Raw genomic sequence first — 11,732 nt, forward strand, 5'->3', positions numbered from 1 at the left:
GGTAAGGGGCTCATACTTATCGAGTCGGTGCGCGATGGGACTGACATGGCAGAGCTTCCAACCGACGACACGGACCACGACGACGCCGTCACCGACGACTTCTTTACACGGGAGTACGGCGTGAGCGCCGCCCACGCGGGGGAGTTTCTCGTCGAACTGGGTGAACAACTCCAGTCCGGCGACGGCGACGTGACGATCTCCGGTGACGACTGGGAGATCCCCTTCACCTACGGGGAACCGGTCGAACTCGAAATCGAGTTCGTCGGCGGCGCCGACGCGGAACTGGAGATCGAGGTCGAACTGTCGGCCGCCCGCGACGGTGAGATGCCGTCGCTCGGCTGACCGGGCGCCATCGCCGCCGTCAGTCGGTGTAGGTCGTCAACGACTCGATCACCCCGTCGACGCGGTGGACGTCGACGAAGCCGAACAGGTCTTGGCCGTCGGTCGACCGGAGGCGCCCCCGGGCGAACGCCGTCGCGGGAGCGTCGTCGGTTGACACGCACAGGGTCGTCAGCACGTGTTCGGTGTCGGTGCGTGGGCGCTCCTCGCGCATGAACCGCACGAACTGCTCCCGGCCGTCGAGGGTTTGGTCCGGGCGGCGGTGGACGAACGAGGGGCCGAGAAGGCGTTCGAGGCGGTCGTACGCGCCCTCGTCGATGGCAGCGTAGAACGACCGCACGGTCCGTTCGACGGCGGCGCTCGACCCGTCTCCGCCCGCATCCACGTCCATACTCCGTCGATGCGTGCCGACAGGCAAAACCGTTCGGTCCCGAACGCGGCGCTTTTGCCGGTCGCCCGTCTGGGTCCGCCGTGGACCTACACGTCCGCTACGAGGGCGACGACGACCCCGAGAAGTGTACGGCCCGGAAGCTCGCGCGATTTGACCTGGTCGATCTGCACCGCTCGGATCGGGCGACGCCCTACGGCGTGGTGCTCAATCCGCACGCGGAGCGTGCGCTCTCGCCCGCCGACGCGAATGGGACGCTGGTCGCGCTCGACTGCTCGTGGGAGTCGGCCGGCGAGGCGCGTTTTTCGATCCCGGGCACACACCGTGCGCTCCCCTACCTCGTCGCCGCCAACCCCGTCAACTTCGGCAAGCCGTTCCGACTGACGACGGTGGAGGCCCTCGCCGCGGGGCTGGTCATCCTCGGGGACCGCCCCCATGCCGAGCGCCTCCTCGCGAAGTTCACGTGGGGAGAGACGTTCCTCGAACTCAACGCCGAACCCCTGCGGCGGTACGCCGACTGCGCGGACTCCGAGGCGGTCGTCGCGGTCCAGGCAGAGTATCTGGACCGGTAGCGGCGACGACCGTCGCGTGGATTGATATGCGCCGGCCGGCAAAACGAGCGTATGCGCCCCCGACGATTGGTCCCCGTCGCGCTCGCGGCCGCTGGTGTGGTGGCTATCGTGATCGGCGTCCAGCAGGAACTGGTCCACGTCGCCTCGGGGTACGAAGGCAGGGTCGTGACCGGCTGGGGTGGCAAACTCAACCACGAGGAGCGACTGCTCGCCCGACTCGGCGCTGTCGGCGTCGCCGGTGCCGTCGCCGCCCTCCGGTGGCGACGGCTCGCCGTCGTGCCCGTCGCGACGGGTAGTGTCGTCCTGTGTTACGCGCTCCGGGCCGTCCTGTACTACGCCTTCGATCCGGGCCTCTACACGACCGTTCCAGTGTACGGCGGGACGACGCGACTGGTCCTCGGCGCCGAACCGGCGTTGCTCGCCGTCGGCGGCACCCTCCTTGTCGTCGCCGGCGTCGTCCGCGGGCGGGCGACGACGGAGCGCGTGGCCGAGGGAACGCCGCTCACGCCGACGTAGCCGTCGCGAACGGACGACCTTTTATCCGCCCGTGTCGAAGCGCCGACAATGATTTTCGAAGGCCTGCCGACCACGCCCCGGTCGGAGGAGCTCATCGACAAGGCGTTCTCGCGGGCGGCCCGCTCCGGGCGTGCGAAGTCGGGCCTAGAGGCCCAGCAGTCGATGTTACAGACGGCAGGGAACATCCTCTCAGACAATCTGGAGAACGTAGTGACCGAGTGGCCCGATTTCGGCATCGTCGATCCCTTCTATCGGGAACTCGCGGACGCGGTGTTGCGACGAGAGATCGATCAACGAATCGCCGAGGACGGCACGGAACAGTGGGGGCTAGACGCCCTCCGGGCCAGCCTCTCCGAGGTGACGTGGGCGAGCCGCCAGGTCGAGACGATCCAGCGGGAGTACAACTCGAAGCTTCGGAAGACCGACCCCGAGACGGCGCGCAAACACCGCAAACAGGCGTTCGCGCGGATGGCCGACGTGGTCGAGGAGGTCGAATCGGACCTCCTGCGGGTTGGCGAGGCGCGCAACGCGCTCCGTGACCTGCCGGATATCCGGCCCGACGAACCGACCATCGTCGTCGCTGGCTACCCCAACGTCGGCAAGTCGTCGTTCGTAAACGAGGTCACCCGCGCCGACAACGAAATCGCGCGCTATCCGTTCACCACCCGAGGGATCCAGATCGGACACTTCGAGCGTGATCACATCCGCTATCAGATTATCGACACCCCGGGGTTGCTCGACCGCCCCGCCGACGAGCGCAACGACATCGAGAACCAGGCCGTGAGCGCGCTGTCCCACCTCGCCGACGCCGTCGTGTTCGTCGTCGACGCCAGCGGGTCGTGTGGCTACCCCCTCGACGCACAACTCGCCCTCCGAGATGCGGTCCTCGACCGCTTCGACGCGCCCGTCCTCACCGTCTGCAACAAGAGCGACCGCTCGCGCGACGTGGAGGCCGACGCCTACATGAGCGTCACCGAGGACGAGAACGTCGACGCAGTCCTCGATCTGGCCGTCGAAACCGTCGACTGGGAACCCGACCTCCCCTCCCGTTCGGGGTAGTTCAGAGCTACGTCCGCCACGGCGTGCCGACGGTGGCGGGCACCGTCACCGGCCCGATCAGCCTCGGCACCCTCGGCGTCCGCGAATCGATCCGCCGGCACGGGATCGAACGCTGTCCCGACGGTGACGCGGTCGACGCCCGTCACCGAGCGGTCCGCGGCGGTCGCACGCTCGACGACGACAGAGCGCACCTCGATGGCGACGGGGCGGTCGGGTCGGAAGGGTGTGTCGCTGATCGTGTTGATCCGCTCGGCGAGGCGGCCTGCCAACGCCGGTGTCTCGCTCCCCGGCGGGTGGCCCACGACGACGGTCACCCGCTCCGGTCGGGTGAACGGAAACGTCTCCTCGTAGCTGATCGTGATCGAGATGCGTTCGAGGGCCGCGTGCTCGTCGAGGACGTCGTCGACGACGACCCGCGTCTCCTCTTCGAAGGTGGATGTCCGGTAACTGCTGTACGTAACGCCCGCGAGCAGGGTCGAGAGGACGAGCAACACGGCCCCGAGGGCGGCGATGCGTTTCAGCGTCGCGACCCGCGCCTCCTCGTAGCGGAGCCATCCCTTCGGGCGGTAGCCCATCGCCCACAGCACCGCGAGCGCCGCGAAGTTGACCGACAGGAAGTTGACGAGGACGAGAACAACGGCGCCGGTGACGGTGCGGGGCGACCCCCACGCGAGGCCGATACCGACGACGGCGGTGGGTGGGACGAGCGCCGCGGCGATCATGACGCCGACGAGAGCGGTCGAGACGCCGGTCGAGAGGGAGAGCGCGCCCGCCGCCCCCGCCCCGAGCGCGATGACCAGCGAGAGGACGTCCGGAACGAGTCGCTCGCGCACCTCGCCGATGGCAAAGATATCGGCCGTCTCCAGCGGCACGATGTGGGTCGTTCGCAACAGGATCGCGAACGCCGCAGCGGCGAGGACGGCCAGGACGCCCCCGGCGACCTGCTGTTTCACCCCTCGGCGGAGGAGTTCGTGGTCGTCGACGACCGATCCCGTACTCGTCGCCATCGCGGGGCCGATCAGGGGCGCGATCACCATCGATCCGACGACGACCGCCGGGGAGTCGAGCAACAGGCCGGCGGTGGCGACGACCGAACTCACGACGGTCATAATCGCGAACGTGCGCCAGTTGGGCGCCAGCGACCGGGCTCGCGCCGCGAGCTCTTCCCGGGCGATCCGGTCGCCGTTTTCGTCGTCGGCCTCGTAGCGGTCGACGAGGTCGTCGAAGCGGCGCGATATCACCGTCTCAGCGTTCAAAACCACAGTGTAGGCCTCCCGATCTAGCCCTGCCTCGTGGAGGCGTTCGAGGACGGGTTCGACCGCCGCCTGCGGGAGCGGGAAGGTGATCGACGCGGTGTACTCGCGGTTACTCGTCTCGTCGGCGACGACGTAGTCGATGCCTTCGTCGTCGAGGGTCCGCAAGACCGCGTCGCGTTTCCCCGGCGGCACCATGACCTGGACGAGTCGCACGCCGACACGTCCGTCCCCCGGGGAGATATAGCCTGTCGTCGCCGTCAGTCCGCGGTCGCGGCGTCGGCGTTCGCCGCCCGATCCTCGCGCCAGGTGAAGTAACTCGCCAGCGCGGGACCGGTGACGTTGTGCCAGACGCTGAACAGGGCGGGAATCAGGGCCGCGGCCGGCGAGAACAGTGACGTGGCGAGCGCCACCGCCAGCCCACTGTTCTGGAGACCGACCTCGAAGGCGCAGGTGCGCACGCGGTCCTCGGACATGCCGGCGGCGCGACCGACGCCGAACCCGGCGCCGAGACCGATTCCGTTGTGGGCGACCACCGCGAGGACGACCAGTGCCCCGGCAGTGCGGATGTTCTCGACGTTGGCACCGACGACACCCGCGACGATGGCGACGATGGCGGCGACGCTGATGACGGGGAACACGTCGACGCCCACCTCGGCCGCCCGTGGTGCCTTCCGGTCGAGGACATAGCGGATCGCGAACCCGAGGACGACCGGGATGATGACGATCTGGACGATGCTCGTGAACATCTCGATGAACGTCACGTCGACGCTCTCACCGAGAATAAAGAGCGTCCACGCGGGCATCACGATTGGCGCGGCGAGGGTCGTCAGCGTCGTGATCGCCACCGAGAGGGCAACGTCACCCCGGCCGAGGTAGGTCATCACGTTCGAGGCGGTCCCGCCCGGTGCTGCGCCGACCAGAACGAGGCCGAGGCCGATGGCGTCGGGCAGATCGAGGACGAGATACAGGGCGTAGGCCGCAAGCGGCATCACCAGCCACTGTGTCACGGCACCGATTCCCACGTCGACGGGACGGGCAACCAATCGCTCGAAGTCGGCGGGCTGGAGGGTCAGCCCCATGCCCAGCATGATCAGGCCGAGCAAGGGCGTGACGTAGCTGAGCACGGGAACGAACGGGTCCGGGTTCGTGAGCGCCGCGCCCGACGCGAGCACGACCCAGACGACGAAGTATTTGCTTGCGAGACGGCTGATGTGTGAGAGTCTGTCAGTGAAGCTCACGGGAACAACGTCGATGCAGTGTCCCGGATAGCTCTGACTATTTCCTCGTGCGGGCGTCGAGCGTCCGGTGGCTGTCGTGTCACCCGCCTCGCCGGATCATGCCCCCCGCAGTCGCTCCAACAGCGGTATCTCCGCGACCCGCTCGGCCGGGAGCGCGTCCCAGTCGATCCCGGTCGGCTTCGCGCCCGCCGCCGTTCGGACCGTCCGCGACGGCGTGACGACGCCGTCCATCGGCACGTCGTGGGCGGCGGTCGGCAGGTCGTCCGCGAGTACCTGTCGTTCGTGGACGGTCGTGACCGTCGTCGTGTCCGGTCCCACGCAACCGAACTCCCGGAGGACGGCGAACTCCAGGTCGCTGTACCCTTCGCCCTTGCCGATCCGCGTCCCCGCCTCGTTCACCGCGACGCTTCCGCTGACGATCAGGTCGATGGCCTCCATCTCGTCGGGACCGACCGGCGTGCCGTACTCCTCGATACCGCCGACGGTGGTCGCGGCGTCGTAGTCGTCGACGTTCTCGGGGTCCAGCCGCCGGAACGCCCGCTCGTCGCGTAACCGGGGGACGGCCACGTAACACACCTTCCCGTCACGGAGCGCCGCCCGTCGCACCGGCAACTGCGGGGCGTCGGGGTTCGCCTTGATAACCGCCGTCGCCGCCCACTCGTCGGTCGCCGCCAACCGCTCGGCGGCGTCGGCGGCATCCGCGAAGTTGGGGATGCGACCGTGGGGCGGGAACGGGAACCGGGCCACACCGCTTTCCTCCAAGTCGTCCCAGATGCGCGCTCTGATCCGATCCTTGTCCATGGTCGGTCACAGCGCTGGACGCCCATACGTCGCTCGGGGTGGCGCCGCGCCGACACGCCGACTTTAACCGCCCGAGCGTCCAAGCGAAGATATGTTCGAGGACCGCCCGGACCGCGACGAGGTCGTCCTCGTCGGCCGGTCGAACGTCGGCAAGTCGACGCTGATGCGCGAGTTGACCGGGCACGACGTCTCTACGGGCCGCAAGCCGGGCGTGACACGCCAGCCCAACCACTTCGACTGGGCGCCCGAGGGGTTCATGTTCACCGACCTCCCGGGATTTGGCTTCATGTCCGGCGTCCCGGAGGAACACCGGGAACAAATCAAGACGGACGTGGTGCGGTATATCGAGGACAACGCCGACGACATCCTGGCCGGCGTCCTCGTCGTTGACGGCAAGAGCGTCGTCGACATCATCGACCGCCACAGCGGCGAGGGCGAGGTACCCCACGACGTGGAACTCTTTCACTTCCTCCGGGACGTGGGGGTGCCGACCGTCGTCGCCGTCAACAAGATGGACAAGGTCGACGACCGAGACGAACGGCTGGACGACCTCTGTGACCGCCTCGGCATCCTCCCGCCGTGGCAACAGTGGCGCGAGACGGTCGCTCCGATCTGTGCGAAACGCGGCGACATCGACCCGCTGGCCGACGCCCTCGAAACCCACTTTCACGAGGCGAAACGCGACGACCTGCTGAAATTTTTGTAGGTCTCACCCGCCGAGACCGAGGCGGTCGTCGCCCATCCGCTTACCGCGTTCGACGAGGCGGCTCCCCGCGTCGGTCCGGTCTCGCCCCCACGCCGCGAGTGCGGCGGTAAGCGTGTCGTGATCGTCGAGCGCCGACGCCAGTTCGACCGCGTCCTCGGCCGCCTTCGCGGTTCCGGCGGCGGTGTGCGGGCGGGCGACGAACGCCGCGTCGCCGAGCAGGCACGCTCGGTCGACGACCATCGACGGGGTCGTCAGATCGTAGATGGCCTGTACGAACGGCTCGTCGGTCGCCGCCACCACCGCCGCGAACGTCGGCGGGAGAGCCGTCGACGCCCGGTCGCGCTGCCGGCGCTCGACGGGGGCACGGAGCTTGCCTGGCGGAACGCCGAACCGCTGTTCGGTCCCGCTCGCGTCCGTGAAGAGTTGCCCACGGTCCCGTCCCGCGAGCGTGTCGTACCAGACCCAGTTGAGGCGGCGGTCTCCGGGGTCGATCCCGCCGTCGGGACCGGGGATGAAGTACGCCAGGATCAGCGACCCCGTCCCCTGATAGAAGGTGAACCGGTCGTCGAAGGCGTCGGCGACGTCCGCGGACAGGTCACTCTCAGGCACGACCCCCCGCCAAGCGACGTAGTCGGCGAATTCGGGCGACACGTCGGGAAACAGTTGCTCGCGGGTCGACGACCGGCCACCCTCGGCGGCGACGAGGAGGTCCGCCGACCGCTCGCTCCCGTCCGCGAACGTCGCCGCGGCCGTCGCCGGCGTCACGTCGGTCACCCGCCTCCCGGTGTGATAGCGGTCGTCGGGGAAGGCGTCCCGTAGCGCGCGGTAGACGGCGTCCCACGAGGTGAACGTCATCGAGTCGGAGGTCGCCGTCCGAACGTCGCCGTCGGCGGTGAGAAACCGTCGCTCGCTCGTCGTCGTGGTAACGTGTTGGGGTGTGACGGCGGTGTGACGGGAGAGAAACGACCGGACGGACCGCTGGGCGACGATGCCGCCACCGCGGCTCCGGAGTTCGCCGGCTGACTGCTCGAAGACGGCGACGTCGTGGCCCGCCCGGTCGAGCGCGACGCCGGTGAACAGCCCACCCATCGATCCGCCCGACACGGTGACCGTACACTCCTCCGCCGAACAGGCCGCGTCGTCGTGGGGCACGCTTTCGACTCGGTGCCCGCGGACCGAAAGGGCGTCGCCTCCAGTCGCCCGTCGCCGCCGGGCTACACGACCTGGTTAGTCAGCGACTCGCCCGCCGCCAGCCGGCGCAGGTTCTCGCGGACAATCGTCGCCACGCGCTCGTAATACTCGTCGTTCATGCCTGCGGCGTGTGGCGTGACGATCACGTCCTCGCGGTCCCAGAGCGGTGAGTCCGCCGGGAGCGGTTCGGTCTCGAAGACGTCGAGACCGGCGCCGGCGATGGCCCCCGATTCGAGGGCGTCGACGAGTGCCGCCTGATCGACGACCGGGCCGCGGGCGACGTTGATCAGATACGCGTCCTCGCGCATGGCGGCCAGTTCGGTCGCCGAGATCATGCCCTCGGTGTCGGGGTTCAGCGGGACCGCGAGCACGACGAAGCCGGCGTTGGCGACGGCCTCGTGGAGGTCCTCGGGCGGGCGAACCCGGTCGACGCCGTCGACGGGCGTCGGTGTCCGCTTGACGCCGGTCACGTCCATCCCGAGCGCCGACGCGCGGGTGGCGATCCCTCGGCCGAGCGTCCCGAGACCGACCACGCAGGCAGATTCCCGGCGCAGCGAGAAGGCATCGTCCCACGCGGGCTTGCGCCACTCGCCGCGCTCCTGATTCGACCGGTGGACGTGCAGGCGGCGAGCGAACGCGAGCATCATCCCCACCGCCGTCTCGCCGACCACGTCGCCGTGGATGCCGGTACTGTTGGTGAGTGCGACCCCCCGGTCGGCTAGGTCGTCGAACGGGAAGCGGTCGACGCCCGCCTGAATCGAGTGGATCCAATCGAGGCCGGCGTCGAGAAACTGTTCCTCGTAGGCGAAGGTCACGAGGGCGTCACACCCGGATGGGTCCCCGTCCACGACCCGGACGGACGGGTCGGCATCCGCGAGGGCGTCGCGGAACACCGATACAGGAAACACTTCACCGACCGATTCGTGGACGCCGAGCGTCGAAACGGACATACTGGCGGCTACCGAAGCCGGCACAAAAAGCTTGGCTGCAACCGACGGTGGCTCAGGAAATGGGTGTCATCACACGGGGCTGAGTGGGGGTAACCGTCATCATCGCCACCGACCGGTCGTTGGGTCGGCGGTGTAAAGAATCCACGGCCTCGGAGCCGTCCGGCGCCGCCGCGTGCGGCGACCCGGCACGCCCCGGTCTCCCCATCGCCGGCTCCGCCCCGCGCCCACCACGCTTCATCGGGAGTAAATTCGGCTTAATGTGGGTTCAAACCGCCGAACATCCGGGTTCACGGCGTCGGGGGTTCAATACCCCCTGGCTACAGGCCCCAAGCGCAACGATGACCCGAACAAAACTCGTCGCCGTCGTGTTCGCGGCGCTCGTGGTGACCGTCGGTACGGTCGCCGCGGCCCCCGGGAACGCGCCCGTCGACGTCGGTGCGGACGACCAGCACGACGACCAGGCCGCGGCCGACGACGCCGCGGCCGAAAACGAGTCGACGGATGGCGGCCCGCCCGCCGATCTGCCGTCCGACGACGCCGACGACGCGGCTCCCGACCCGGCTGCCCGCGGCCCGCCCGCTGACCTCCCCACGTCGGTGCCCGATCACGCCGCCGCGATCCACGACCTGATCGGCTCGTTCCTGCGCGGTGACCTCGACGGCTCGCTCGGCCCCGCGGTGAGCGACGCGACACCCGACGACGCGCCCGACGAATCGGCGGACGACCAGACCAACACCGCCGACGCGAGCGCGGCCTAGCGGACGCCGACCCAGTATCGAAGGCCGTCTGCTCACGCTCCTCGTACGCGCTGATCGGCGGTGTGGCCATCCACGCCGGCGCTCGGCGTCCCGGGCGCCCGACCTCCCGACCCGGCCCTCACTCCGCGTCCCACGCGGCGTTCGCCCGATGTTCGGCGGCGACCGACCGGACCGCGTCGCCGTCGAGGACGCCCCGCTCCGTGACGACGCCGGTCACCAGATCCGCTGGCGTCCGGTCGAAGACGGGGTTCGCGACCGACACTGGCGCCGCCCCGTCGTAGATGTCGGCGGCGTCGCCCGTCTCGCCGTGGACCGTCTCGTCGGGGCGCACCTTGGCCGCGGCGGCGACGACGTACACCGGTACGCCCTCACGGGCGGCCGCGAGCGCCAATCCCCGGGTGCCGACCTTGTTGACGACGCTGCCGTCGGCCAGCACCGCGTCGGCGCCGACGAGGACGGTGTCGGGGTCCCGCGTCGCCAGTTCCGACGGGAGCGCGGCGTCGGTCGTCAGCGTCACGTCGAGTCCCGCGTGGGCTAGCTCCGCGGCCACGTCCGCCCCCTCGCGGGCGGGCCGGGACTCGCCGATCAGGACCGCGGGCTGTGCCCGTTCGAGCGCCGCCCGGACCGTCCCGGACCGCGAGAGGGTTACCACCGACTCGCCACACAGATCGGCGGCCCGCGTGGCGGCCTCGCCGTCGGCTTGGCGGGCCGCGTCGGCCACCCGTTCGGTCGCCGCTCGGATCGACGCGGGCGTCCGCTCGGCCGCGCTCATCACCCGGTTCACGCGGTTCGCGACGGCGGCCATGCTCGGCCTGGCAGTCCGGAGGTCACGGGCGACGGCCGCGACGACGCCGTACTCGTCGGCGACGGCCGCCCGATCCCGGAGCACGTCGAGTGCCCGGAGCGAGAGCCACGCCGACCCGTGGACGGTGTCGGTCGCGACCGTTTCCACCGTCGGCGCGACGGCCTCGTAGGCCGCCCACAGCCCCGGCACCGTCTCGCGCTCGCGAATCGCCGGCGGCAACACCCACTCGTGGGTCGCAATCTCCTCGTTTGGCGTCACCTCGCGCGAGTCCACCTCGAACAGGAAGGGGTGGACGGTCCAGGTTCGGTCTCCGTCCCGAAGCTCGACGGGGTCGCCGGCGCGGACGAGTGTCGCGTCCGCTCGCCCTGTTTCCTCGCGAACCTCGCGCCGGGCGTCCCGTTCGGCGTCGCGCGGGTCGCCCTCGACGTAGCCCGAGACACCCGCCCACCGGCCGACGTAGGTGCCGACGGCGTCGCTCCGACGGCCAAGGAGGACGTCGCGTTCGTGGCGCAGGAAACAGGTGACGACGTGGGTCATGCGATACCCTTGGGCTGCCCGCGGCACGGATCTTGCGGCGTCGGTGGGACAACGATTTGACCGTCGGCGCTCAACCCATCCCCATGCGACTCGCGATCATCAGCGACACGCACATCCCCGACCGCGCGACGGGGATTCCGGACTGGGTCCGCGAACGCGTCGAGGCCGCGGACCACGTCGTTCACGCCGGGGACTTCGAGGCCCCGGCGGTCGTCGAAACAGTCCGCTCGCTCGCCGGCGGGAACCTCACCGCGGTCCGTGGCAACGTCGATCCGCCGGGCGTCGATCTCCCCACGGTGGCGACCGTCGAACTCGGTGGCGTCGCGTTCGTCGTCACCCACGGGACGGGCAACCGCGTCGGCTACGAGGACCGCGTCGCCGCGACGGTCCGAGAGCACGGGGGTGACGTTGGAATCGCCGGCCACACTCACGACCATCTCGACACCGAACACGACGGCGTCCGCCTCCTGAACCCCGGGTCGGCGACCGGCGCCGATCCGGCCACCGAGACGACAATGCTCTCGGCGACTGTCGCCGACGGTGACCTCGACGTAACGCTACACCGCGGCGAGCGGTGAGTGGAGGTGGGGGACGACCGCCCCGATACCGGTCGCTC

General features: G+C 69.7%; 13 protein-coding genes and 1 pseudogene. 7 read left to right on the forward strand and 7 right to left on the reverse strand.

Annotated elements, in window-relative coordinates; genetic code table 11:
• Window positions 1-45 precede the first annotated feature (45 nt).
• Window positions 46-342: an amphi-Trp domain-containing protein gene (locus NO878_RS10525; RefSeq protein WP_256405955.1), complete on the forward strand. Its 297-nt coding sequence runs from the start codon at window positions 46-48 to the stop codon at window positions 340-342.
• A gap of 19 nt (window positions 343-361) precedes the next feature.
• Here NO878_RS10525 and NO878_RS10530 read toward each other — a convergent pair whose 3' ends face one another.
• A complete protein-coding gene (locus NO878_RS10530) occupies window positions 362-730 on the reverse strand; it encodes a nuclear transport factor 2 family protein (protein ID WP_256405956.1) in 369 nt (122 codons plus the stop codon).
• 80 nt (window positions 731-810) lie between these two features.
• Between NO878_RS10530 and NO878_RS10535 the strand changes: the two genes are divergently transcribed.
• Genes NO878_RS10535 through NO878_RS10545 form a run of 3 tightly spaced genes read left to right on the forward strand, consistent with a single transcriptional unit; the run spans window position 811 to window position 2,874 of the window.
• Entirely contained in the window at window positions 811-1,299 is a 489-nt protein-coding gene (locus tag NO878_RS10535; RefSeq protein ID WP_256405957.1) for a DUF367 family protein, read from the forward strand.
• A gap of 51 nt (window positions 1,300-1,350) precedes the next feature.
• The gene (locus tag NO878_RS10540; RefSeq protein WP_256405958.1) at window positions 1,351-1,815 is read left to right on the forward strand and encodes a hypothetical protein; all 465 of its coding nucleotides are present in this window, start codon (window positions 1,351-1,353) and stop codon (window positions 1,813-1,815) included.
• Between the two features lie 48 nt (window positions 1,816-1,863).
• Window positions 1,864-2,874 (forward strand): NOG1 family protein, encoded by a 1,011-nt coding sequence (locus NO878_RS10545; RefSeq protein ID WP_256405959.1) that lies wholly within the window; start codon window positions 1,864-1,866, stop codon window positions 2,872-2,874.
• Window positions 2,875-3,047: 173 nt separating this feature from the next.
• Here the strand turns inward: NO878_RS10545 and NO878_RS10550 are convergent.
• The 3 genes and pseudogenes from NO878_RS10550 to NO878_RS10560 all read right to left on the reverse strand — a co-directional run.
• A pseudogene (locus NO878_RS10550) lies at window positions 3,048-4,343 on the reverse strand (TIGR00341 family protein); the annotation flags it as partial.
• Between the two features lie 44 nt (window positions 4,344-4,387).
• Entirely contained in the window at window positions 4,388-5,368 is a 981-nt protein-coding gene (locus NO878_RS10555) for a bile acid:sodium symporter family protein (protein ID WP_256405960.1), read from the reverse strand.
• Window positions 5,369-5,464: 96 nt separating this feature from the next.
• Complete coding sequence (locus NO878_RS10560) at window positions 5,465-6,169, reverse strand: 5-formyltetrahydrofolate cyclo-ligase (protein ID WP_256405961.1); 705 nt, start codon at window positions 6,167-6,169, stop codon at window positions 5,465-5,467.
• 91 nt (window positions 6,170-6,260) lie between these two features.
• Between NO878_RS10560 and engB the strand changes: the two genes are divergently transcribed.
• A complete protein-coding gene (gene engB, locus NO878_RS10565) occupies window positions 6,261-6,875 on the forward strand; it encodes a GTP-binding protein EngB (RefSeq protein WP_256405962.1) in 615 nt (204 codons plus the stop codon).
• 3 nt (window positions 6,876-6,878) lie between these two features.
• On the opposite strand, the gene NO878_RS10570 is transcribed toward engB, so the two are convergent.
• On the reverse strand, window positions 6,879-8,027 hold the full coding sequence (locus NO878_RS10570; protein ID WP_256405963.1) for an FAD binding domain-containing protein: 1,149 nt from the start codon (window positions 8,025-8,027) through the stop codon (window positions 6,879-6,881).
• 62 nt (window positions 8,028-8,089) lie between these two features.
• Complete coding sequence (ddh, locus tag NO878_RS10575) at window positions 8,090-9,016, reverse strand: D-2-hydroxyacid dehydrogenase (RefSeq protein WP_256405964.1); 927 nt, start codon at window positions 9,014-9,016, stop codon at window positions 8,090-8,092.
• Between the two features lie 338 nt (window positions 9,017-9,354).
• On the opposite strand from ddh, the gene NO878_RS10580 reads away from it, so the two are divergent.
• Complete coding sequence (locus NO878_RS10580) at window positions 9,355-9,774, forward strand: hypothetical protein (protein WP_256405965.1); 420 nt, start codon at window positions 9,355-9,357, stop codon at window positions 9,772-9,774.
• Window positions 9,775-9,892: 118 nt separating this feature from the next.
• Here the strand turns inward: NO878_RS10580 and NO878_RS10585 are convergent, their stop codons facing one another.
• A complete protein-coding gene (locus tag NO878_RS10585; RefSeq protein WP_256405966.1) occupies window positions 9,893-11,116 on the reverse strand; it encodes an eIF2B alpha/beta/delta subunit family protein in 1,224 nt (407 codons plus the stop codon).
• An 83-nt stretch (window positions 11,117-11,199) separates the two neighbouring features.
• Between NO878_RS10585 and NO878_RS10590 the strand changes: the two genes are divergently transcribed.
• Entirely contained in the window at window positions 11,200-11,694 is a 495-nt protein-coding gene (locus tag NO878_RS10590; protein WP_256405967.1) for a metallophosphoesterase family protein, read from the forward strand.
• Window positions 11,695-11,732 lie beyond the last annotated feature (38 nt).

Source organism: Haloplanus ruber, from assembly GCF_024494725.1.
GTDB classification, from domain to species: Archaea; Halobacteriota; Halobacteria; order Halobacteriales; family Haloferacaceae; genus Haloplanus; species Haloplanus ruber.